Genomic DNA, 21,678 nt, shown 5'->3' on the forward strand with positions numbered 1-21,678 from the left:
GGCCTGGCCGCTATCGACGTTCAGAGACCGACGACGCCGGCCAGGCCGCCGATGTCGGCGATCTCGGTGTAGCGGTAGTCAGGGCAGCCCGGGCCATGGCCGCGGTTGACGAAGACCTTGTTGACGATGCCGATGTCGTCGGCCGACATCAGGTCGTAGCGCAGGCTGGACGACACATGCAGCAGGTCCTCGGGGTTGCAGCCCAGCGAATCGATCATGAACTCGAAGGCCTTCAGCCGCGGCTTGTAGGCCTGGGCCTGCTGCGCGGTGTAGACGCGATGGAAGGGTGCGCCGAGCATGGCGACGTTGGTCTGGATCTGGTGGTCCATCGCGTTGGACAGGATCACCAGCGGGATCTCCTTGGCGACCTTGGCCAGGCCCGCGGGCACGTCGTCGTGCGGCCCCCAGGTGGGCACGGCATCGACGTAGCGCTGCGCCTCGGCGTCAAGGTATTGCAGCTTCCACTTGCGGCACAGGCGGCGCACCGCGTTCTTCAGCACCACGTCGTACGGCTGCCAGTCGCCCAGCACTTCGTCGAAACGGTAGGCCGTGAAGTCGGCGATGAACTGCTCCATGCGGTCGGCCGGCACGCGGTCGAAGAAGATATCCCGTGTGATCTCCGCCATGCGAAAGCGGGTCAGCGTGCCGTAGCAGTCGAAGGTGATGTACTTGGGTCGGATGCTCATGTTGCGCGTCTCGCTCAGTGGGTTGTCATCAGGGCTTCATTGCAGCATGTGCAGTGAAGTGGTTTGTGGGGAAAACGGGCTGTCGCAGGCGCTGAAACTGCCGTTCGAAGGCGGCTCGGCGGCATGCCCTGCGGCGTGCACTTGGACGGGGATGAGCGCCCTTCAATGGAACCCTGAAGGCACCAGCCGGTGGCGCAAATGCGGGACCGCGAATCGGCCCTGCGCGACCCCGGGGTCCGGGCGGGCATTGGCGAATGCGGCTGGGCGACTTGCATGCGATTGACCTGCGATGTCATGGGTGAATGGGCGCTGATGGTAGGGACGGCACCGCGAAATTTGTGGTCGCAGACTGGCCCGCCGCAGCATTGAATGCCGTGCGCGGCAGGCCTCACAGCGCAAGCTGCCGAAATGGGTGGCAGACCGTATTTGGGCTGGCGCGGCACCCGCGAAAGGCCGCAACATCGGCAACCCCTTGCCCTTCAGGAGACCCCGCCACATGGGTGCCCCCGCCACCACGAATGCAGCTCCCGTCGACGACGGCGTGCGGCTGCGCAAGATGAGTGCCGCTGATCTTGCGGCCGCTCACGACCTGTCCGACACGCTGCGCTGGCCCCACCGCCTGGCCGACTGGAAGCAGGTCTTCCACCACGCCGAGGGCGTCGTCGCCGAGCGCGACGGCGAGATCGTCGGCACCGCCCTGCGCTTTCGCTGGGGGGCGCAGGCCGCGACCATCGGCCTGGTCATCGTCGCGCCGGCGCAGCAGGGCCGGCGCATCGGCCACCGCCTGATGAGCGCGGTGCTCGACGGGCTGCAGGATTGCCGCGTTCGGCTCAACGCCACGCTCGAAGGGCGCGGCCTCTACGAGCGCCTGGGCTTCGTGCGCGTCGGCGAGCTGCGCCAGCACCAGGGCATCGCGCAACCGGCGCCACTGGTGGCCCTGGATAGCGGCTGGCGTCTGCGGCCGGCAGGCGCTTCCGATGCGCCGGTGTTGAAGGCGCTCGACGCCCAAGCCTGCGGCATGCCGCGCGATGCGCTGCTGGACGAACTGCTGGCCGAGGCGGAGTCCACCGTCGTGCTCGACGACGGCGGCACGGTGCGCGGCTTCGGCCTGCTGCGTCGCTTCGGCCGCGGCCACGCCATCGGGCCGGTCGTCGCGCCGGACGACGAAGGCGCCAAGGCCCTCATTGCCCACCTGGCCGGCACCAACGCCGGCCGCTTCACGCGAGTCGACATCGACCTGGACAGCGGCCTGGCCGAATGGCTGGAAGCGATGGGCCTGCTGCGCGTCGACGCGCCGGTGATGATGGAGCGCGGCCCGACTGCGCAGCCGGCGGCGCCGGGTGCGCCCAAGAGCTACGCCATCGTCACGCAGGCCCTGGGCTGAAGCACCGATGGCCACCTTCCTCTACATGGCTGACGCCGAGCGCGGCCGGCGCTGGGGCGAACTGTTCCGCCGCGACGCGCCAACACTGGACTTCCGGCTCTGGCCGGACGTGGGCGATCCAGCCCAAGTTCAATACCTCGCCACCTGGCAGCAGCCCGAGCAGCTGGCCCAGCGCTTCCCGAACCTGAAGCTGCTGTTCTCGACCGGCGCCGGCGTGGATCAGTTCAACCTCGCCGCGTTGCCACCGACCGTCTCGCTGGTGCGCATGGTCGAGCCCGGCATCGTGCAAGGCATGGTGGAGTACGTGCTGCACGCCGTGCTGGATATGCACCGCGACCGCCCCGCCTACCGGCGCCAGCAGGCCCAGGGGCTGTGGCGGCCTTTGCCGGTGCGTACCGCGGCGCAGTGCCGCGTCGGCGTTCTGGGGCTGGGATCGCTTGGCGAAGCGGTGCTGCAGGCGCTGCGCGGCCTGGGCTTTGACTGCGCCGGCTGGAGCCGCAGCCGGCGCAGCATCGAGGGCGTGCGGTGTTTTGCCGGTGAGGGCGAGCGTGCAGACTTCCTGGGCCGCAGCGACATCCTGGTCTGCCTGCTGCCACTGACCGACGCGACGCGCGGCCTGCTGAACAGCGCGTTGTGCAACGCACTGCCGCGCGGCGCGGCGCTGGTTCACGTCGGCCGCGGCCCGCAGCTGGTGAGCGCAGACCTGTTGCGCGCCCTTGACGACGGCCGCCTCGGCGAAGCCGTGCTCGACGTGACCGATCCCGAGCCCCTGCCGGTCGACGACCCGCTGTGGCGCCATCCGCGCGTGCAGATCACGCCGCACATCGCCAGCATGACGCAGCCGGACACCGCGGCTGCCGTGGTGCTGGACAACCTGCGGCGCTTCGAAGCGGGGCTGCCGCTGGTGGGCCTGGTGGACCGCGACAAGGGCTATTGAGCGCGAGCGGCAGCTTCTGCCGTGGCGGCCCGCAGTTCAGCGCAAGACGCTGCCGTGACCGGCCAATGCAGCACCCAACGGCGGCCTCTAACGCCCAAACTGAAGCGTCGCTATCCACTGCAACACGCCGCCTCATGACCGCCCTCCCCCTCGCCCAAACCGCCGCCCGATCCGCCATCACCACCCCGGAACAGCACGCTGCGCTGGCCGGCCTGGACCGCGCGCATCTCATCCACCCCGTGGCACCGTGGCGCCGGCACGAGGAGCGCGGCCCGATGGTGCTGAGCTCAGGCCGCGGCGTCTGGCTGCAGGATGCCCAGGGGCGCGAACTGCTCGACGCCTTTGCGGGCCTGTGGTGCGTCAACGTCGGCTACGGCCAGGAGAGCGTCGTGCAGGCCGCCGTCGAGCAGATGCGCCGCCTGCCCTATGCGACCGGCTATTTCCATTTCGCCAGCGAGCCGGCCATTCGCCTGGCGGCCAAGCTGGTCGAGATCACGCCGGCCTCGCTGACCCGCGCCTACCTGACGCTGGGCGGCTCGGAGTCGGTCGACGCAGCCGTGCGCTTCATCGTCCAGTACTACAACAACACCGGCCGGCCCACCAAGAAGCACTTCATCGCGCTGGAGCGGGGCTATCACGGCTCGTCCTCGACCGGCGCGGGGCTGACGGCGCTGGCGGTCTTCCACCGCGGCTTCGACCTGCCGTTGGCCACGCAGCACCACATCCCGTCACCCAACCCCTACCGCCATGAGAACGGCGCCGACGCGCAGGCGCTGATCGCCGCCTCCGTCGCCTCGCTGCGCGCCAAGGTCGCCGAGCTGGGCGCGGAGAACGTCGCCGCCTTCTTCTGCGAGCCCATCCAAGGTTCCGGCGGCGTCATCGTGCCGCCGCCGGGCTGGTTGAAGGCGATGGCCGACGCGGCGCGCGAGCTGGACGTCCTGTTCGTCGTCGACGAGGTCATCACCGGCTTCGGCCGCACCGGCACGATGTTCGCCTGCGATGCCGAGGGCGTGCAGCCCGACCTGATGACGCTGGCCAAGGGCCTGACCTCGGGCTATGTGCCGATGGGCGCGACGATGATGTCGGAACGGGTCTACGCCGGCATCGCCGACGGCGCACCGGCCGGCCAGCCCATCGGCCACGGCGCGACCTACTCCGCGCATCCGGTGTCTGCAGCGGTGGCGCTGGAAGTGATCCGCTTGTACGAAGAGGGCGGCATCCTCGCCAACGCCCAGCGCGTTGCCGCGCGCTTTGCCGCCGGGCTGGAGGCCTTGCGCTCGCACCCGCTGGTGGGCGACGTGCGCTACCGCGGCCTGCTCGGCGCGCTGGAATTGGTGAGCGACAAGGCCAGCCGGCGCGGCTTCGACCCGGCATTGGGCCTGGCCGACCGACTGTTCGCCCTCGGCTACCAGCGCGGCCTCGTGTTCCGCAGCTTCGGCGACCACGTGCTCGGCTTCGCGCCGGCGCTGACGATCACCGAGGTCGAGCTCGACGAGTTGTTCACGCGCCTGCGCCGCGTGCTGGACGATGCGTTGGAAGCACCCAACGTGCGCACGGCGATGGCCGGCGGCTGAACACCGGCGCCACACAATCGCGCCATTCGCCAACCTTTGGGCACCCACCATGGCAGAAGCTCTCAAACTCGACCGGTTGGACCTGCGCATCCTGGCCCAGCTGCAGAAGAACGGCCGCATCACCAACGTCGATCTCGCCGATGCGGTCGGACTGTCACCGAGCCCCTGCCTCATCCGCGTCAAGCGGCTGGAGCAGGCCGGCTACATCAGCGGCTACGGCGCCCACCTGCGGCTGGAGAAGCTGGGCGACACGCTGACGGTGTTCACCGAAGTCACGCTGACCGACCACCACCGCGAGGACTTCATCCGCTTCGAGAGCGCCATCCGCGAGGTCGACGAGATCCTCGAGTGCCATCTCGTCAGCGGCGGCTACGACTACCTGCTGCGCTTCATGACGCGCGGCGTGAACCACTACCAGCAGGTCATCGAAGGCCTGCTCGAACGCAACATCGGCATCGAGAAGTACTTCAGCTACATCGTCATCAAGTCGCCGTTCGTGAAGACGCATTGCCCGATCGAGAAGCTGTTCCACGAAACGCGCTGAGCGCCCGCACTGACCTGAGCAGGCCCGCACCATGCGGGCCTGCTGCGCATTGGGCCGCCTCCCACTTCATGCCGCTGACACAAGCCACCTGAACCCGCGCCGCCGCGTCGTGATGACGCCGCAGACGCTGCCGGCAACACCCCTCCCAACCGCAGCAATCGCCTGCGCGCCGCGCGGTTTCGGCATCGGCGCAGATCGCGCTGCCCGCGCCTTCCACAACCGCAGTTCGTGCCGCCGCGGGCGGCCACAACGCGACGCCGCGCGAAGCCCCCGGTGCTGGAATGCCCTGGCACCGAGCGGTGCGGCTTCTGGATCGAAGTTGCAGCCCCTCGTCGTCGCCGACAAGCAACCTACAAGAGGGAATCCATGACAGCTTTCACCCGTATCCGCCTTCTCGTCGTCACCGGCGCTGCCTTGTGCGGCAGCGTCGCCAACGCGCAATCCAACGTCACGGTCAGCGGCAGTATCGACGCGGGCGTGTTCCGCGACACAGCCGGCCGCACGAACGTCGGCACCATCCAGCGCAGCCACCTGGAGTTCGCTGGCAACGAGGATCTCGGCGACGGCCTGGCCGCGACCTTCCGCCTGCGCCACCGTTTCGACGCGGACACCGGCGCGTCGGAGGCCGGCACGGGCAGGCCGTTCTGGCACGGCGAGTCGACCGTCGGCATCAAGGGCGGCTTCGGCGCCTTGCGCCTGGGCCGCGCGCTCGACGCCATCCAGGCGCAGGACTGGGCCTTCGACGCCTGGAGCAACTACGACCGCATCGTGTCGCCCGCCTGGGACCTGTGGCACTGGAACTACTCCGCCGACCCGGCCGGCGGCGGCTCGGGCCGCGTGGCCAACGCGGTCTTCTACGACTCGCCGAAGTTCGCCAACGTCTCGCTGCACGTCAGCGCCTCGCCCGAGTCGCCCGCAGGCGCTGTGGCGAAGACGCGCGCCGCCACGCTGCTCTACAACGACGGCAAGCTGCGCATGATGCTGGGCAGCGGCAAGAACAGCGCCGGCGCCACCGAGACCTCGGTCGGCGTGCGTGCCGCCTTCGGCATGCTGTCGTTGATGGGCATGTACAACGCCAGCGAATCCGTCGCCGGCTCCAAGGCCAAGGTGACGACGCTGGGCGCGGTCTATGTGATGGGTGCCACGACGCTGAAGGCAGGCTGGGGCCAGGCCGACGTGGACGGCCTGAAGAAGGAGAAGATGGTCTCGGTGAGCGCCGGCTACAGCCTGTCCAAGCGCACCACGGTGTATGCGGACCTGGCCTCCAAGCGCCTGCTCGGCACCGGTACCAAAGAGGTCTACGGCGCGGGCATGACGCACTCGTTCTGACCGGGCCTCGCTACGACCCCTTCGCGAGATTGAACTGGCCCGGCACACCGCCCCGATGCGCTCGCAGCCGGATCGACCACCCTGCCAGCAAACGGCGCTCCCGACGCCGGCGCCGGGTTGCGCCGACCGGCGCCACGTCGCAGGCTCCGAAACAATTGCAGTCGGGAGCCGGGTCGCTCGGCGTAACCTGCTGGGCCAAGGCGTCTACGCTGCGGGCACCGCGGCGGCTGATCCCACGGGCATGCTGTTTCGGCGCCGCCACAGGACGCATGTCCTCCAACAGGCAGGCCATGTCGATTTGGGTTCCCGTCGTTCGTCGATGGGAGACGAGGTGCCCTCAGGGGGGCGCTCCGTCCGGTCAACTTAGCAGGAGTGAAGACATGTCATACATCGATGGTTTCGTGATCGCGGTCCCTACCGCCAACAAGCAGAAGTTCATTGAGCACGCGCGCCACTTCGACGCGATGTTCCTTGAGCTGGGCGCGACCCGTGTGATCGAAGGTTGGGGCGACGACGTCCCTGACGGCAAGGTCACCGATTTCCGCCGCGCAGTCCAGGCCACCGCCGAGGAGACGGTCGCCTTTTCGTGGGTCGAATGGCCGGACAAGGCCACGCGCGACGCAGGCATGAAGAAGATGATGGAAGACCCGCGCATGGATCCGTCTACACCCGGCAACCCGCCCATGCCCTTCGACGGCAAACGCATGATCTTTGGCGGCTTCGAACAGGTGGTCGAAGTGAAGGCTTGAGCGACGACGCGACACCGCCCCTGGTCCGCGCGTCACGATGGGCATCTGGCGCAACCGTCGGTCCGCAGGCGGTGCCTCCGGGACATTGCGCCGGGCACCCCGTCGTTGCGACCCAGTATGTCGGCTCTCGGGACTCTGGATGGCTTCACACTGGCGGCCATGAGCGGTCATCGCCTCTGCTGCTTCGGGCGCCGGCTTCGTGCCCGAAGCGGACGTCGGCACAGGCCGACCAGGCCTCCAGAAAGCTGCCGTTCAACGTCTGAATTCAGCGGACGGCGAAGCCGTCCGCTGCAATGAATGGTTGGGCATCTGCACGCCTCACTTCCAAGGAAGCGGCTGTGGCGGCCGAACTGTGTCTTCGTCAATCGTCTCAATCGGCCCCAGAGTCACTTCGAGCCTGGATACGCCCTTGTATTTCGGATTTCTACGATGTTGAGTGACGGAGTTGAAGGCATCAATCGCACCCTTCTTGAATTCGGCGACAAGTTGCTCTTCGGTCCACGACTGATCGGGAACGCGACGAATTGAACCCACGCCAGGCTCCTCAAACGGACCGTGGCTGGTACTGCGCCCCCGGACCACATATCGGCATTCAAAGCACGGAGTCATCGAGCACTCGTCGGTAAATGAAGGTCGTCAGGCTGATGCTCAACGTCGGAGTTGACCGGAGCGCAACTGAATTGCGCCGCGCGACGCATGCTTTCGCGCATGGCTCGCGGCGCAATGCAGTTGCGTGTCCGTGTCGAACGACCTGTTAGGCCGCATGTTGGACACGCAGGCTGCGCACCTGCTCGTAAAGGCCGACCATCTCGGCTTTCTGCTCCGGCGTCTCCGCGCGTCTGACAAGCGCGATGCGGTCGGAGAGTGCTGCGAGGAGTTGACGGTTAAACGCGCGCTCCTCGTCCTCCGTGGTCTCCAGCTCGTGCTGAATACGCGCCAGCTCCTTGCGCGCCTCCTCCAGTTGGGCCGAGAAGTCGTTGCCTGAAAAGCCAGCGATGAGATGGTTACCAGAAGGCCGCGCCTGCGCACCCCGCTTTGGGAGTTGGTGCGCCGCAGATCGAAGTTCAATGAGGAGACAACTGATGGAGCTCCTCACCTTTTCGCTCACCGTCTTAGGAAAGCGACTGTCAACGCGGCTGTAAGTCATGGCCTGAACTAGGGCAGCGAGCTTAGGGTGCGCGAGCGAAACAGGCTTCCACGTGTGCGCGAAGTCGTTGCGGATCTTCCGGAGACGCTCAAGATCAGAAAACTGTTCTGTAGTGATTAGGCCCATCGCGTAAGCGGCTTTTATCCGCGCAGATAGGGTGCCTAAGGGCGCGTTAAATCCCTCCAGAAGCTGCCCGGACGCTTCCGACGCTATGAGGTACGCCTTCAGTAGGGAACCGAGGGCGTCCTCCGCGAAGGCTGACAGAGATAGGACCAAGCCACGATCGTCAAGCTCATCAAGGGACCGGGTGAGCAAGTTGATGCCGCCGAAGACTTCGTCTTCTGTGACCGCGGGATCAGGGGAGGCGTCTTTCACATGCGGCCTAACGTTTGAGTTCAACGGACCAGCCAGCGAAGCTGGCGCAGGTCCGCTGCAATGAATGGTTAGGCGGCTCGAAACGTTTTAAACGCATAGCTGATGGCCACCAGATGAATTGCCCCGCTAGCAGCCTCTGGAAGCAGAAGAACAAGCGCCAAGGATGGCTCGCCAACGACATAGAGAACCGCCCCGAAGACAAGAAGATGGCCGAAAAGTGAAGATAGCCAGATACGTAGCCTTTGCCTGGATTCGTATTTGCCAATGGAGCTCAGGTAGTAGAACTGCGCGACGTAGACGCCTAAGCAGGCTGCAGCCAGCACCAACCAAATGGATCTCGGCGCAATAGCGAAAGCTAACGCGACGGCCACGGCGAGTACGACGATTGAGCCACCCAGCAGGCCAACGCACCACTTGGCCATACGCTCTTCCATCGTGGGCGCCTTGTGTCTCGGCACGAACCGCATCAAAGCCGCCTAACTACTAGTTTATCCAGCACGTCGTGCTGCATAACTCCGGCGACTGCTGCTTAACCAAGTCAGCGACATTCACGGCAAGTCCTTGTGCGGCAATAAGAATTCGGCCGGAATGCCGGAATTCAGTGCTATTAAATTGATGCGGAAAGCAGCGTCCATCGCCACAACTCTGCCAGCCGCCCAGACCCGGCGCAATGGTGCAAATTCCCGGCCAGCAGCCCGGCAGCCGAGCCTCTGTCAAGAGGCCATGCTGCTTGCCGCATAGCAGCCGTTCACGGATGACGGCTCATGGCCGGGATCTCCAGTTCGCAGCCGGCGCCAACAGCTGCCGCTCGGCCTGGCCGGGCTTGATCGACCAGTTCCTGAGTCAGCGAGCTCACCTTGCCGACCCAGAGCCGAAATTGACTCAGCTGCGGCAGCAGGCTGATAGCAGCCGCTTTGAAGGCCATACGACAATCGCCTTCTCATGTTCAATTGGTTTCGACGCCCAAAGCTACTAACGCCACCTGATGAACAGCCAGCGGTTCAAGCCCAGAGTCTCCGGCCATATCCGGGAAAGAGTTTTGGCGAATCGCTCCTTGATGCGGCAGCCTGGAAAATCAGATGGTTGGGGGATTACACATGGCGCGGTGTGTACGAGGCTCCCCCGGAGCTGCCGGGCCAGTTCCCCGACGCAACCGCAGAAGAGATCTCGGACGCCGAGAAAAAGGCATCGGCACTTCTTCAAGCGGCGTACTTTTCTGCCGACTATGACGGAGACGGAAGGGGCATCGCCTTTTTGAAGCGGACGTTCCCTGGCTTCAGCGACGAGACCTACTCAATGGTGTACGGATACGGTTGTTGGCAGAGTCGTTGACCGGCGTCCGTTGTCGGCTTCCGCTGCGGAACCGCCCTCGAGCCCTGATCTCGAACTTCTGCTTTGGGCACGTAGCTGTCGCCCAAAGCCGCAGACGCGATGACTGCAACGGGTCGGAACCGCCAGCTGGCCGACTGTGATACCTGCCGTTGATCCGAGAGGTACCTAGATCCTGGGTCGGCGCAGACAAGGCCCACTCTGAAGGGCCGGTCCCGGAGGCGCCGCGGTCACTTCACGAATGCCCGTCGCTCCAGCTTTGCCGACGATCATTCGCCGGGCCGAAGCACGCGCTCCACCAACGCACAGAACCACCGCACCCCGTTCGGCAGCGCCTCGTCGTTGAAGTCGTAGCAGGGATGGTGCAGCGGCCTGTCGCCGCCCTGCCCCAGCCACAGATAGGCGCCCGGCCGCTCGCGCAGCATGAAGGCGAAGTCCTCGCTGGTGAAGGCGGGCTTGGGTGCTTCGGTGGCGTGCAGGCCGGCATCGGCAGCGGCGGCCAGTGCGAGCGCGGCCTCCGCCGACGTGTTGATGGTGGACGGGTAGTAGCGGGTGTAGGCCACGTCGACCGCCAGGCCATGGCCCAGCGCCACGCCGGCCGCCGCGTCGCGCAGCGCGGACTCGATGCGGTCCTGCACCGCTGCGTCGAAGCTGCGGACCGTGCCGGTGATGCGGGCTTCGGCCGGCAGCACGTTGTGGCTCTGGCCGCCCTCCAGCTTGGTGACCGACAGCACGGCCGAATCGGCCGGGTCGATGCGGCGCGAGACGATGGTGTTGAGCTGCACGAGCAGCTGGCTCGCGGCCAGCAGCGCGTCGGGCGTGTGGTGCGGCTGCGCGGCGTGGCCACCCCGGCCGCGCAGCGTGATGTCGAAGCGGTCGGCCGCCGCCATGATGGGGCCGGGCCGTGTCTGCGCGTGGCCCAGCGGCAGGTCGGGCCAGTTGTGCAGTGCGTAGACCGCGTCGCAGGGGAAGCGTTCGAACAGCCCTTGCTCCACCATCACACGGGCGCCGCCCTGCCCCTCCTCGGCCGGCTGGAAGATGAAGTGCACCGTGCCGTCGAACTGCCGGGTGCGTGCCAGGTGCCGCGCGGCGCCGAGCAGCATCGCGGTGTGGCCGTCGTGGCCGCAGCCGTGGTGTGCGCCGGCATGGCGGCTGGCATGGCCCAGGCGCGACTGTTCGGCCATCGGCAGTGCGTCCATGTCGGCACGCAGCCCGACCGAGCGGCCGCTCGTGCCGTGGCGCAGCGTGCCGACGACACCGGTGCCACCCAGGCCTTCGTGCACTTCGAGCCCGAGCAGGCGCAACGCCGCCGCGACGATGCCGGCGGTGCGCCGCTCCTGGAAGGCCAGCTCCGGGTGGGCATGCAGGTCGCGGCGCAAGGCGACCAGGTCGGGCATCAGGTCGTCGACCGCAGTGGCGGGGATCTGTTCTTCAAGCATGGCCGAGCTTAGATCCGGGGCAGCGGCCATCCACAGCAGCGCTCGCTGTTCTGCGGGGCCGGCACGACAGATTCTTGCGAAAGCCGGCGCACATCCGGCACGCCCACAAGCGGCCCTTCATGTCTACTTTCGTTCGCCTTGCCTGGCCCCAAAGGACACACTGAATGCACCCCGTCATCGAGCGCCTCACGAACGCCGGCCACCTGGATCGCCTCTTCATCGGCGGTGAGTGGCGTGCACCGACGGGCCAGGCCCGCAGCGCCGTCATCGACCCATCGACGGAGCAGGCCGTCGCTGAGATCGCGCTGGGCAATGCGCAGGACGTCGACGCCGCCGTGGCCGCAGCCCGGGGGGCGTTCACCACCTGGTCCGTCAGTGCGGTCGAAACCCGGGCCGCGTTGCTCGACCGAGTGCACGCCTTGATCCTGGAGCGCGCGGAGTGGTTCGCGCAGGCCATCTCGTTGGAAATGGGCGCCGCCATCAGCGTCGCGCGCAGCACGCAGGTGCCCATTGCCGCAGAGCACATCCGCGTGGCGCGTGACCTGGCACGCAGCTATCCCTTCCTGACCCATCGCGAGGGTGTGTCCATCCTGCGCGAGCCCATCGGCGTGTGCGGGCTGATCACGCCCTGGAACTGGCCGCTTTACCAGATCACCGCCAAGGTCGGCCCCGCGCTGGCGGCGGGGTGCACCGTCGTGCTGAAGCCCAGCGAGCTGTCGCCCTTGAGCGCGCTGCTCTTCGCCGAGGTGATGCGCGATGCCGGCGTCCCTGCCGGCGTGTTCAACCTCGTCAATGGCGAGGGGCCGGAGGTTGGCGCAGCGCTGGCGGCGCACCCGGATGTCGACATGATCTCGATCACCGGCTCGACGCGCGCCGGCGTGCTGGTGGCCCAGGCGGCCGCGCCGACGGTCAAGCGGGTCGCGCAGGAACTGGGCGGCAAGTCGCCCAACATCGTTCTGCCCGACGCGGACCTCCCGCGCGCCATACCTCTGGGCGTGGCCGCGGCCTTCCGCAACGTCGGCCAGTCCTGCAGCGCCCCGACCCGCATGATCGTCCCGCGCGAGCGCCTGGCGGAGGTCGAGCGGCTCGCCGCCGAAGCGGCCGCGGCCCTCGTCGTGGGTGACCCGCGCTTGCCGCAGACGACGCACGGTCCGGTCGCCAATCGCGCCCAGTTCAACCGCGTTCAGGAAATGATCGAGGCCGGCCTCGCCGAAGGCGCCCGGCTCGTCTGCGGCGGCCCCGGCCGGCCGCCGGGCCTGGAGCGCGGCTTCTACGTCCGCCCGACCATCTTCTCCAGCGTGCAGCCCCGTATGCGCATCGCCCAGGAGGAGATCTTCGGGCCGGTGCTGTCCATCATTGCCTACGACGGCGTGGACGAGGCCGTGGAGATCGCCAACGACACGGTCTACGGCCTGGGCGCCCATGTGCAGAGCCGCGACCCCGCCGCCGCGCGCGCCGTCGCTGCGCGCATCCGCTCGGGGCAGGTGCACATCAACCATCCGGCCTGGAACCCACACGCCCCCTTCGGCGGCTACAAGCGCTCGGGCAACGGCCGCGAGTACGGCGTCGAAGGCCTGCAGGAATACCTGGAAACCAAAGCCATTCTTGGCTACATGAACGAGGAGCCAACATGACCGCAGCCCTGCTGCTGCACCGCGCCCACGGTGCCTCCATCTCAACCACTTTCTGCAAGGCGGCCTTCGGCAAGGACGACCCGTTCGCACCATGTCGCGAGATCGCCTGGGAAGGACCCGGCGCGATGATCGCCGGCCGGGTCAACTTCACTGGCGACATCGACGTGGCCAGCTTTCCTCATACCGAGACCCTCGTCGTCGTGGCGGGCCAGCTGACGCTGACAGCGGCTGGCGCGGCGCCGCTGGTGCTCGGTCCCGAGGCGGGCGCCGTCATCGCACGGGGGACTGCGGTGCGCATCCAGGCCGGGGTTGGCGTGCGCTTCGTGTGCTGCGCGGCCGCAAGTGATGGCCCATCGGCGCCCGGCATCACGCCCTTGCACGCCGAGGCCGACCTGAAGCCCTCCAACCCGCCACCGGCGCAAACGCTGCTAGGCCCGAGCCCGGCCTGCCGCAGCGACAACGTCTTCACTGAGGAGCAGACGCAGTACCGCGCCGGCACCTGGGACTCGACGCCCTACCACCGCGTCGTCCGCCCGCATCCTCTCAATGAATTCATGCACCTGCTGGCCGGCAACGTGCGATTCGCCAGTCCCAACGGCAGCGTGCTGTCGGCGGGCGCTGGCGATGCGCTCTTCGTGCCGCAGGGCGCGCCCATCGGCTGGGAGAGCCGCGACCACGTCGCGAAGTTCTACGTGGTGCAAGCCGTCCCGGCCTGAAACGACTGTCAAGATCCAACATGTCCCAGCCATTGCGCCTCATCGAGACCTCGCCCAAGCCGCCGGCCAGTGCCGACGTTGTCGTGATCGGCGGCGGCATCATCGGTGTCTTCACCGCCTACTACCTGGCCCGGCGCGGCCTGTCGGTCGCCGTGGTCGAGAAGGGCCTCATCGGCGCCGAGCAGTCGAGCCGCAACTGGGGCTGGTGCCGCCAGCAGAACCGGGACGCCCGCGAACTGCCGATGGCCACCAAGAGCCTTGAACTCTGGGATCAGTTTGCCGCCGACACCGGCGAGGACACGGGCTTCAAGCGCTGCGGCTTGCTCTACCTGAGCGACGACGAAGCGCAGATTTCCGGCTGGGCCAGCTGGCGCGAGCTGGCGAAGACGGCTGGCGTGACCACCCACATGCTCAGTGGCCGCGAGGCGTCGGAACGGGGCCAGGCGACCGGCCGCGTGTGGAAAGGCGGCGTCTTCTCGCAGAGCGACGGTACGGCCGACCCGGCCAAGGCGGCGCCTGCCGTGGCAGCCGCGCTCATGAAACTCGGCGGCACCGTCCACCAGAACTGCGCCGCTCGCGGCATCGAGCTGGAAGGCGGGCGTGTCAGCGGCGTCGTGACGGAAGCCGGGACCATCAAGACCCGCACCGCGGTGCTCGCGGGCGGTGCGTGGGCGTCATCGTTCTGCAACCAGCTCGGCGTGCGGTTCCCGCTCGCCACGGTGCGTCAATCCATCGTGCGCCTGGCACCGGTGGAACAGCGCCTGCCGGACGCCCTGGCGGGCCCGCGCGTCGCAGTCACCCGTCGGCCCGACGGCCACTACGTCCTGGCCATCAGCGGCCGTGGGCGCGTCGACCCCACGCCGCAATTGATGCGCTTCGCGCCACAGTTCATCCCGATGTTCGCCAAGCGCTGGCGCAACGTGTTTCCCGGCGGCTGGGAAGGCATGCGCTGGGGCCACGAGACCCGCGCACGCTGGAAGCTGGACGCGCCCACACCCATGGAACGCGCACGGATCCTCAACCCGAAGCCCGACCCTGCCGGGGTTCGCGAAACCCACCGCCGTGCCATCGACTTGTTGCCGGCGCTGCGCGACGCCCGCATCGCCAGCACCTGGGCGGGCTACATCGACAGCACGCCCGACGGCGTGCCGGGTATCGGGGAACTGCCGCAGATGCCCGGCTTCATCCTGGCCGCGGGCTTTTCCGGCCACGGGTTCGGCATCGGCCCCGGCGCAGGTCACCTGATCGCCGACCTGGTCACAGGGGCCCGGCCGATCTTTGATCCCGCGCCTTTCAACCCCTCACGATTCAACGAGTCGTCCTGGGGCAAGGTCGCTGATTTCTAGTGCCAAGCGTGTCACTGCAGGCATGCAGCTGGCTGCGGCCTTCCTCGCATCAATGTGAAAGCCGCCGGCACGACGAAAAGGGACAGCAGCGGCGCCGTCAACATGCCGCCAAGCATGGGCGCGGCAATCCGGCTCATGACCTCGGAGCCGGTGCCCGAGCCGCAGACGATGGGCAGCAGGCCGGCGAGGATCACGGCCACCGTCATTGCCTTGGGCCGCACCCGCAGCACGGCGCCCTCGCGGACGGCGTCGAGCACCACGTCCCGCGTCATGGGCATGCCGGCGCGCATCCGGTCTTCGAGCGCGTGCTTGAGGTACAGCAGCATCACCACCCCGAATTCCGCCGACACGCCCGCCAGCGCGATGAAGCCCACGCCGGTGGCCACGGACAGGTTGTAGCCCAGCAGGTAGAGGAACCAGACCCCGCCGGTCAACGCGAGCGGCAGCGTGGCCATGATCAGCGCAGCCTCCTCGGCACGCCGGAACGTCAGGTACAGCAGCACGAAGATGATGAGCAGCGTCGCCGGCACGACGACCTTCAGCCGCTCGTTGGCGCGCTCCATGTACTCGAACTGCCCGGAGTACGCCAGGCTCATGCCCGGCTCCAGGCGCACCTGCTGGGCCACCGCGCGCCGCAAGTCACCAGCGACCGACGCCAGGTCACGGCCGCGCACGTCGACGTAGACCCAGCCGGATGGCCGGGCGTTCTCGCTCTTGAGCATGGGCGGGCCGTCGACAAGCGCGACGGTGGCCAAGCTGCCCAGCGTCACCTGCTGGCCGCCGGGTGTGAGCACCGTCAGGTTGCGCAGCTTCTGCGGCGTGTCGCGCAGTTCGCGCGGATAGCGCAGGTTGATCGGGAAACGGGCCAGTCCTTCGACGGTCTCACCGACGTTCTCGCCTCCGATGGCGCCTGACACCACCGCCTGCACGTCGCTCACGTTCATGCCAAACCGCGCCGCTGCCGCCCGGTCGATCTGCACGTCGACGTAGCGGCCGCCAGTCAGTCGCTCGGCCAACGCCGAGCTGACACCGGGCACATTCTTCGCCACCGCCTCGATCTGGGCAGCGACCCGATCAATGGCGGTCAGATCCGTGGCGGAGACCTTCACGCCGATGGGGCTCTTGATGCCAGTGGCCAACATGTCGATGCGGTTGCGGATCGGTGGGATCCAAATGTTGCTCAGGCCAGGCACCTTCACCGTGCGGTCCAGTTCCTCCACCAGCTTCTCCGGCGTCATGCCCGGGCGCCACTGGTCGCGCGGCTTGAGCTGGACGGTGGTCTCGAACATCTCCAATGGCGCCGGGTCGGTGGCGGTCTCGGCCCGCCCGGCCTTGCCGAACACCCTTTGCACCTCGGGCACCGTCTTGATCATGCGATCGGTGATCTGCAGCAGCTCGGCGGCCTTTTGGGCCGACAGGCCAGGGAGCGCCGATGGCATGTACAACAGGTCGCCCTCGTCCAGGGGCGGCAGGAACTCACCCCCCAGGCGCATCAGAGGCCATAAGGTTGTCGCGAACGCCGCCACGCCCACCACGATCGTGGCTTTGGGCCAGCGCAGCACGACTTCCAGCGCCGGCCGATACATCGCGATCAGCCCCCGCGTGATCGGATTGCGCCGCTCGTCCGGGATGCGTCCGCGAATCCAGTAGCCCATCAGCACCGGGATCAGCGTGACCGACAGGCCCGCGGCAGCCGCCATGGCATAGGTCTTCGTGTAGGCCAGAGGCCCGAACAGCCGACCCTCCTGCGCCTGCAACGTGAAGACCGGCACAAAGGACAGCGTGATGATCAGCAGCGAGAAGAACAGCGCTGGCCCCACCTCGACGGCGGCGTCAGTGATGACCGCCCAGCGGGCCTCACCCTTCAACTCTTCATCCGGGTGCGCGTGCTGCCAAGCCTCCAGCTTCTTGTGCGCGTTCTCGATCATGACGACGGCCGCATCCACCATGGCGCCGACGGCAATGGCGATGCCGCCCAGCGACATGATGTTGGCGTTCAGCCCCTGGTATTGCATGACCAGGAAGGCCGCCATGACGCCCAGCGGCAGCGAGATGATGGCTACCAGCGCGGAGCGCAAGTGCCACAGGAACACCGCACAGACGATCGCGACTACGATGAATTCCTCGACCAACTTCATCGACAGGTTGTCGATGGCGCGCTGGATCAGCGAGCTGCGGTCATAGGTCGTGACGATCTCGACGCCTTTGGGCAGGCTGGCCTGTAGCTGCTTGAGCTTGTCTTTGACCGCGGCAATGGTGGCCTGGGCGTTCTTGCCGGTGCGCAGGATCACCACGCCGCCCACCGCCTCGCCTTCGCCATCCAGCTCAGTGATGCCGCGGCGCATCTCCGGGCCGATCTGGACGGTGGCGACCTGGCCCAGCAACACCGGCACGCCATTGCGGCTGGCCAGCACGATGCTGCGGAAGTCGTCCAGTGACTTGAGGAAGCCGCTGGCGCGCACCATGTACTCGGCCTCGGCCAGTTCCAGCACCGCGCCACCGGCCTCCTGGTTGCCGTTCATCAGCGCCTCGCGCACCTGGTTGTGCGTGATGCCGTAGGCGACCAGCTTGGCCGGATCCATGACCACCTGGTACTGCTTGACCATGCCGCCGACGGTGGCGACCTCGGCGACATTGGCGACGGCCTTCAGCTCGAACTTGAGGAACCAGTCCTGCAGCGCGCGCAGCTGCGACAGATCGTGCTGCCCGCTGCGGTCCACCAGCGCGTACTGGAACACCCAGCCCACGCCGGTCGCGTCGGGCCCAAGCGAAGGCTTGGCCGTCGCCGGCAACCTGCCCTGGACTTGGTTCAGGTACTCCAGCACGCGGGAGCGTGCCCAGTACAGGTCCGTGCCGTCCTCGAAGATCACGTAGACGAAGGAGTCCCCGAAGAACGAGAACGCACGCACGGTCTTGGCGCCCGGCACCGACAGCATGGTCGTCGCCAGCGGGTAGGTGACCTGGTTCTCGACGATCTGCGGCGCCTGGCCGGGGTAGCTGGTGCGGATGATGACCTGCACGTCCGACAGGTCCGGCAGCGCGTCGATGGGCGTGGAGCGCAACGAGAGCACGCCGGCGACAGCGAGAAAGAGCGTGGCCAGCAGCACCAGGAAGCGGTTGCCGACCGACCAGCGGATCAGTGCGGCGATCATTGGGCGCCTCCCTTGGGTTCAAGGCGCAACGCGGCGCTGGCGGCAGGCGCACCGGGGCTCGCCTGCCGCTGCATCACCCCCTGCATGCTGGCCTCGGAATCGATGAGGAACTGGCCCGAAGCGACAACCTGCTGGCCCGGCTGCAAGCCCTGCAGGACCTCCAGCTTGTCGCCCAGCTCGCGGCCCAGGCGAACCTGGACCGGCGTGAAGCGCCCGGGCTGCTCGACGACATAGACCACCACGCGCTGGCCGGTGCGAATGACCGCCTCGGCGGGGACGACCAGTGCTTCCTCGCTGGACCCGCCCAGCCGCATCGTTGCAAACATGCCGGCCCGCAGGCGCCCCTGGGGGTTGCGCAACTCGACCCTGACGCGCAGCGTGCGCGTCTCGCTGCGGGCCTCCGGCAGCACCGCGCTGATCTTGCCGCGCAGCGTCTCGCCCGGGAAAGCCGTCAGCACCACATCGACCGGTTCGCCCACCCGCGCCATGCCGGCCTGAGCTTCGGGCAACGCAGCCTCGATCCAGACCGTGGACAGCCCGGTGATGCGGGCCAGGCTCATACCTTGGGACACCGTCATGCCCGGACGGACCATCAACTCCTGCACCAGGCCTCCGGTGGGCGCATGCACCGTCGTCAGCGCCTGGACTTGACCCGTTCGCTCGACCTGCTGGATGAGGGAAGCTGGCATGCCCATGAGCACGAGGCGCTGGCGCGCCGCGCTAGCCAGGGCTTCGTCGCCGGTACCGCGCACCGCCAGGAACTCCTGCTGGGCGCCGGCCCATTCCGGCACGAGCAGTTCGGCAATGAAGGCGCCGGCGGCCACGACATCACCGGGTGCCAGGCGGGCGACTCGCTGGACGAAGCCTGCCGTGCGGGCCTGCAGGATCGAGATATCGCGTTCGTTGAGCTGGACGGTGGCTGGGACTTGCAGCGCGGTGCCGATGCGCTGCTTTTCTGCAGTTGCGGTGCGCACACCGAGCATCTGGGCCACACGGGGATCGACGGCCACGCCGCCGGTCGGCGCCTCGTCTGCATATTTCGGGACCAGCTGCATGTCCATGAAGGGCGACTTGCCGGGCTTGTCGAATCTCTGCTGCGGCGACATGGGGTCGTACCAATAGAGCACCTTGCGGTCACCGGTCACCGCGCCGCTGGCGGCGGCTGGCGAGGTTGCGAAATGCCCGACAGGCGATACCCCGGCGCGCCACTGTGCGACGCCATAGCCAAGCCCGGCGCCGAGGGCGACCAGGACCATGGCCGCGGCAGACAACTTGCTGTTGGAGGTCATGGGGTCACTCCGCAATGAGATAGGCCAGGCGGGCCTGCTGCGCGAGCACCTGGGCTTGGAGAGCGAGATCGCGCAACTGCGCCTCGATGGCGTTCTTGCGCGCGGCGAGCACGGCACCGAGGTCGGCACGACCCGACTGGTAGCTGGCCAGCGTCACTTGGGCGCGCTCCTGCGCGAGGGGCAAGGCGACGCTGCGCTGGCGCTGCTGCACGCGCTCCAGGCGCTGCAGCTCGGCCACCTGGCCGTCGACGTCGGCACGGATTCGGCGCAATGCGTCCTCGCGTTCGGCCTGCAGCCGTTCTACCTCCTTCTGGCGCGAGGCGATCACAGGTTCCTGACGGGTGGACTTGGAGACCGGCAGCTCGAACGTCAACTGGAAGGACACCAAGTCCCCGAAGGACCGGGCACGGTTGCCGTAGGCCACCTCCCAGCCCCAATCCCCTCGGCGCATGGCCACGGCCTCATCGAGATCAGCACGGGCCATCGCCAGCATCGGGTTGAAAACAAGGAGCTCGGCGTGCCGATCAAGCCCACCGAGCAATCGGGCGAGATCGAGCCGCAGCACAGGCGCCTCGGAGGCTGTTGCCATGTCCGACTGCTCCCCCGTCCAGCGACGCAACTGGGCGCGTGCCTGCTCAACGCCGGCTTGAAGCTCGTCCCTGCGGTCGGCCAGGTCCAGCACCTCCTGGCGTGCCATCAGCGCGTCGGCAGGTGTTGTGGCGCCAGAAGCCACGCGCGCGGCCAGGGTGTCCTGCAGGAGTCGGTTTTCCTGCTCAAGGGTGGCAAAGGCGGCGAGCTTGCGCTCGGCGAAGTGCAGGTTGAGCCAGGCCAGCGCGGCCTCGCGGCGCACGGCCAGACGTTCGGCCTCCAGCATCGCGCGTTCGCGCTCCGCCCTGGCGTCGGCAGCGTCGCGTTGTGCGGCTCGCTTGGCGGCATTGGGCACCTCCTGCATGACGCCAACGCGGCGCATCGTCATCGACTCCCGGTTCCAGCTGAACCGCTCAGGCCCCGAGATCGGAAAGTTCTCGACGCCAACCGCCAGCTTCGGATCGGGCAGTTGTCCTGCAGCCGCGCGTGCCTGTTGCGCGCCGTCGGCGGTGGCCTGGCGCGCTGTCAGGGCCGCCGAGCGCTGCTCGGCCAGCAGTTGCGCCTGCTCGAAGTTCAGTGGTGCGGCATGGGCCGCTGGGGCGGCCAGGAAGACGGCAACCACGAAGGCGGCCGCGACGAGAGGACGGGACTGCAATCCCGCCCGTAAAAAGATGGCCATGAAGGCTCTCCACAAAGACCCTGGAAGCGATCGAGCACGATCGCGAGACGTGGTCGCACCGCCGCGAACGCGGCCGCGCGAGCGTCAGGGCTCAATTGCGGAAGACTTGAAGGGCGAGATAGACCGGCAGCGTGCCTTCAGGCGGGCCGGTATGGGCGGTGATCACCGCCGGAAGTGCCTCGGCCGCTTCGGGCGGCAGCCAGAGGGCCAGGCGGGTCAGCAGCGGGTCGAGGATGACCGTGGGCGCCAGATCCGGTGCAGGCACGTTGCTGACCGTCTGCTTGTCGCGGTCGCAGTGCGCCTTGCACAGCTGCGGCTGTTCGGTGTCCATCGCGGACATCTGCTCGCAATCGGTCATGCCGGCCATGCCGGCGATCGATGAGCCCGCGGGTGCGGGCGCCGGGCAAGCATAGGCCGCGGTGGCAAGTTGAAGACACACCATGACCGTTGCGAGCAAGCTCGCGATGCAACGCAGGTAGGCCTTCCTCACTTTCATGTCGCGAGTCTAGCGGCGCCGTGAAGCGGCACGAGGGCATGACCTTGCGCCAGCGCAAAGGAAAGCGTCATATCTCCTCCGAGTCAGGTCAAGGGGGCGTTTTTCGCTACGTGGCCACGCGCAGGCGTGCGGCGATCGCCTCCATCTGGTTGATCTCGGCACGTTGTGCCTTGACGATCTTGTCGCACAGCGCGAGGAGCTCTGGGTCGGCGAGCCTCGCCTCCCGACACATGAGGCTCTGGTGGTCACCGCGATGACAGTCAAGGTTCCCACATTGGCAAGGTC

At 67.6% G+C, this 21,678-nt stretch carries 21 protein-coding genes; 10 read left to right on the forward strand and 11 right to left on the reverse strand.

What is annotated here, in order from left to right:
* Window positions 1–20: 20 nt before the first annotated feature.
* On the reverse strand, window positions 21–686 hold the full coding sequence (locus AC1DW0_RS07910) for a haloacid dehalogenase type II (RefSeq protein WP_477945314.1): 666 nt from the start codon (window positions 684–686) through the stop codon (window positions 21–23).
* Window positions 687–1,182: 496 nt separating this feature from the next.
* Between AC1DW0_RS07910 and AC1DW0_RS07915 the strand changes: the two genes are divergently transcribed.
* The 6 genes from AC1DW0_RS07915 (at window position 1,183) to AC1DW0_RS07940 (ending at window position 7,203) form a co-directional block, all read left to right on the forward strand.
* On the forward strand, window positions 1,183–2,070 hold the full coding sequence (locus tag AC1DW0_RS07915; protein ID WP_477945315.1) for a GNAT family N-acetyltransferase: 888 nt from the start codon (window positions 1,183–1,185) through the stop codon (window positions 2,068–2,070).
* 7 nt (window positions 2,071–2,077) lie between these two features.
* Window positions 2,078–3,007: a 2-hydroxyacid dehydrogenase gene (locus AC1DW0_RS07920; protein WP_477945316.1), complete on the forward strand. Its 930-nt coding sequence runs from the start codon at window positions 2,078–2,080 to the stop codon at window positions 3,005–3,007.
* 134 nt (window positions 3,008–3,141) lie between these two features.
* Window positions 3,142–4,581: an aminotransferase class III-fold pyridoxal phosphate-dependent enzyme gene (locus AC1DW0_RS07925; RefSeq protein WP_477945317.1), complete on the forward strand. Its 1,440-nt coding sequence runs from the start codon at window positions 3,142–3,144 to the stop codon at window positions 4,579–4,581.
* 49 nt (window positions 4,582–4,630) lie between these two features.
* Entirely contained in the window at window positions 4,631–5,125 is a 495-nt protein-coding gene (locus tag AC1DW0_RS07930; RefSeq protein WP_056197100.1) for an Lrp/AsnC family transcriptional regulator, read from the forward strand.
* A 366-nt stretch (window positions 5,126–5,491) separates the two neighbouring features.
* Complete coding sequence (locus tag AC1DW0_RS07935; protein WP_477945318.1) at window positions 5,492–6,454, forward strand: porin; 963 nt, start codon at window positions 5,492–5,494, stop codon at window positions 6,452–6,454.
* 380 nt (window positions 6,455–6,834) lie between these two features.
* The gene (locus AC1DW0_RS07940; RefSeq protein ID WP_056197103.1) at window positions 6,835–7,203 is read left to right on the forward strand and encodes a DUF1428 domain-containing protein; all 369 of its coding nucleotides are present in this window, start codon (window positions 6,835–6,837) and stop codon (window positions 7,201–7,203) included.
* 318 nt (window positions 7,204–7,521) lie between these two features.
* Here AC1DW0_RS07940 and AC1DW0_RS07945 read toward each other — a convergent pair whose 3' ends face one another.
* The 4 genes from AC1DW0_RS07945 to AC1DW0_RS07960 all read right to left on the reverse strand — a co-directional run bounded on the left by AC1DW0_RS07945 (window position 7,522) and on the right by AC1DW0_RS07960 (window position 9,650).
* On the reverse strand, window positions 7,522–7,737 hold the full coding sequence (locus AC1DW0_RS07945; RefSeq protein WP_477945319.1) for a hypothetical protein: 216 nt from the start codon (window positions 7,735–7,737) through the stop codon (window positions 7,522–7,524).
* A 220-nt stretch (window positions 7,738–7,957) separates the two neighbouring features.
* A complete protein-coding gene (locus tag AC1DW0_RS07950) occupies window positions 7,958–8,725 on the reverse strand; it encodes an MltR family transcriptional regulator (RefSeq protein WP_477945320.1) in 768 nt (255 codons plus the stop codon).
* Window positions 8,726–8,793: 68 nt separating this feature from the next.
* Complete coding sequence (locus tag AC1DW0_RS07955; protein ID WP_477945321.1) at window positions 8,794–9,159, reverse strand: hypothetical protein; 366 nt, start codon at window positions 9,157–9,159, stop codon at window positions 8,794–8,796.
* 314 nt (window positions 9,160–9,473) lie between these two features.
* A complete protein-coding gene (locus AC1DW0_RS07960; RefSeq protein WP_477945322.1) occupies window positions 9,474–9,650 on the reverse strand; it encodes a hypothetical protein in 177 nt (58 codons plus the stop codon).
* A 17-nt stretch (window positions 9,651–9,667) separates the two neighbouring features.
* Between AC1DW0_RS07960 and AC1DW0_RS07965 the strand changes: the two genes are divergently transcribed.
* Window positions 9,668–10,057: a hypothetical protein gene (locus AC1DW0_RS07965; protein WP_477945323.1), complete on the forward strand. Its 390-nt coding sequence runs from the start codon at window positions 9,668–9,670 to the stop codon at window positions 10,055–10,057.
* 266 nt (window positions 10,058–10,323) lie between these two features.
* Here AC1DW0_RS07965 and AC1DW0_RS07970 read toward each other — a convergent pair whose 3' ends face one another.
* A complete protein-coding gene (locus AC1DW0_RS07970) occupies window positions 10,324–11,493 on the reverse strand; it encodes a M20 aminoacylase family protein (RefSeq protein ID WP_477945324.1) in 1,170 nt (389 codons plus the stop codon).
* A 164-nt stretch (window positions 11,494–11,657) separates the two neighbouring features.
* Between AC1DW0_RS07970 and AC1DW0_RS07975 the strand changes: the two genes are divergently transcribed.
* From AC1DW0_RS07975 to AC1DW0_RS07985, 3 genes are read left to right on the forward strand one after another with little or no spacing between them, the layout of a single operon-like run.
* A complete protein-coding gene (locus tag AC1DW0_RS07975) occupies window positions 11,658–13,127 on the forward strand; it encodes an aldehyde dehydrogenase family protein (RefSeq protein WP_477945325.1) in 1,470 nt (489 codons plus the stop codon).
* A complete protein-coding gene (locus AC1DW0_RS07980; protein WP_477945326.1) occupies window positions 13,124–13,843 on the forward strand; it encodes a cupin domain-containing protein in 720 nt (239 codons plus the stop codon). The genes AC1DW0_RS07975 and AC1DW0_RS07980 overlap by 4 nt, the downstream gene beginning before the upstream one ends.
* Before the next feature lie 20 nt (window positions 13,844–13,863).
* The gene (locus AC1DW0_RS07985) at window positions 13,864–15,189 is read left to right on the forward strand and encodes an NAD(P)/FAD-dependent oxidoreductase (RefSeq protein ID WP_477945327.1); all 1,326 of its coding nucleotides are present in this window, start codon (window positions 13,864–13,866) and stop codon (window positions 15,187–15,189) included.
* 11 nt (window positions 15,190–15,200) lie between these two features.
* Here the strand turns inward: AC1DW0_RS07985 and AC1DW0_RS07990 are convergent, their stop codons facing one another.
* The 5 genes from AC1DW0_RS07990 to AC1DW0_RS08010 all read right to left on the reverse strand — a co-directional run bounded on the left by AC1DW0_RS07990 (window position 15,201) and on the right by AC1DW0_RS08010 (window position 21,625).
* A complete protein-coding gene (locus AC1DW0_RS07990) occupies window positions 15,201–18,341 on the reverse strand; it encodes an efflux RND transporter permease subunit (protein WP_477945328.1) in 3,141 nt (1,046 codons plus the stop codon).
* Entirely contained in the window at window positions 18,338–19,630 is a 1,293-nt protein-coding gene (locus AC1DW0_RS07995; RefSeq protein WP_477945329.1) for an efflux RND transporter periplasmic adaptor subunit, read from the reverse strand. The genes AC1DW0_RS07990 and AC1DW0_RS07995 overlap by 4 nt, the downstream gene beginning before the upstream one ends.
* A gap of 4 nt (window positions 19,631–19,634) precedes the next feature.
* Window positions 19,635–20,897 (reverse strand): TolC family protein, encoded by a 1,263-nt coding sequence (locus AC1DW0_RS08000; protein ID WP_477945330.1) that lies wholly within the window; start codon window positions 20,895–20,897, stop codon window positions 19,635–19,637.
* Window positions 20,898–20,988: 91 nt separating this feature from the next.
* Entirely contained in the window at window positions 20,989–21,264 is a 276-nt protein-coding gene (locus AC1DW0_RS08005) for a hypothetical protein (RefSeq protein WP_477945331.1), read from the reverse strand.
* A 235-nt stretch (window positions 21,265–21,499) separates the two neighbouring features.
* On the reverse strand, window positions 21,500–21,625 hold the full coding sequence (locus tag AC1DW0_RS08010) for a hypothetical protein (RefSeq protein WP_268795254.1): 126 nt from the start codon (window positions 21,623–21,625) through the stop codon (window positions 21,500–21,502).
* Window positions 21,626–21,678 lie beyond the last annotated feature (53 nt).

It is taken from the genome of Roseateles sp. P4_D2 (assembly GCF_056401875.1).

Coding starts and splice junctions, on each gene's coding strand:
- AC1DW0_RS07960 (WP_477945322.1), bottom strand. CDS start 9,650: ATGGCCTTCAAAGCGGCTGCTATCAGCCTGCTGCCGCAGCTGAGTCAA.
- AC1DW0_RS07915 (WP_477945315.1), top strand. CDS start 1,183: ATGGGTGCCCCCGCCACCACGAATGCAGCTCCCGTCGACGACGGCGTG.
- AC1DW0_RS07940 (WP_056197103.1), top strand. CDS start 6,835: ATGTCATACATCGATGGTTTCGTGATCGCGGTCCCTACCGCCAACAAG.
- AC1DW0_RS07910 (WP_477945314.1), bottom strand. CDS start 686: ATGAGCATCCGACCCAAGTACATCACCTTCGACTGCTACGGCACGCTG.
- AC1DW0_RS07995 (WP_477945329.1), bottom strand. CDS start 19,630: ATGACCTCCAACAGCAAGTTGTCTGCCGCGGCCATGGTCCTGGTCGCC.
- AC1DW0_RS07980 (WP_477945326.1), top strand. CDS start 13,124: ATGACCGCAGCCCTGCTGCTGCACCGCGCCCACGGTGCCTCCATCTCA.
- AC1DW0_RS08000 (WP_477945330.1), bottom strand. CDS start 20,897: ATGGCCATCTTTTTACGGGCGGGATTGCAGTCCCGTCCTCTCGTCGCG.
- AC1DW0_RS07970 (WP_477945324.1), bottom strand. CDS start 11,493: ATGCTTGAAGAACAGATCCCCGCCACTGCGGTCGACGACCTGATGCCC.
- AC1DW0_RS07965 (WP_477945323.1), top strand. CDS start 9,668: ATGTTCAATTGGTTTCGACGCCCAAAGCTACTAACGCCACCTGATGAA.
- AC1DW0_RS07935 (WP_477945318.1), top strand. CDS start 5,492: ATGACAGCTTTCACCCGTATCCGCCTTCTCGTCGTCACCGGCGCTGCC.
- AC1DW0_RS07985 (WP_477945327.1), top strand. CDS start 13,864: ATGTCCCAGCCATTGCGCCTCATCGAGACCTCGCCCAAGCCGCCGGCC.
- AC1DW0_RS07955 (WP_477945321.1), bottom strand. CDS start 9,159: ATGGAAGAGCGTATGGCCAAGTGGTGCGTTGGCCTGCTGGGTGGCTCA.
- AC1DW0_RS07925 (WP_477945317.1), top strand. CDS start 3,142: ATGACCGCCCTCCCCCTCGCCCAAACCGCCGCCCGATCCGCCATCACC.
- AC1DW0_RS07975 (WP_477945325.1), top strand. CDS start 11,658: ATGCACCCCGTCATCGAGCGCCTCACGAACGCCGGCCACCTGGATCGC.
- AC1DW0_RS08010 (WP_268795254.1), bottom strand. CDS start 21,625: ATGTGTCGGGAGGCGAGGCTCGCCGACCCAGAGCTCCTCGCGCTGTGC.
- AC1DW0_RS07990 (WP_477945328.1), bottom strand. CDS start 18,341: ATGATCGCCGCACTGATCCGCTGGTCGGTCGGCAACCGCTTCCTGGTG.
- AC1DW0_RS07930 (WP_056197100.1), top strand. CDS start 4,631: ATGGCAGAAGCTCTCAAACTCGACCGGTTGGACCTGCGCATCCTGGCC.
- AC1DW0_RS07920 (WP_477945316.1), top strand. CDS start 2,078: ATGGCCACCTTCCTCTACATGGCTGACGCCGAGCGCGGCCGGCGCTGG.
- AC1DW0_RS08005 (WP_477945331.1), bottom strand. CDS start 21,264: ATGGCCGGCATGACCGATTGCGAGCAGATGTCCGCGATGGACACCGAA.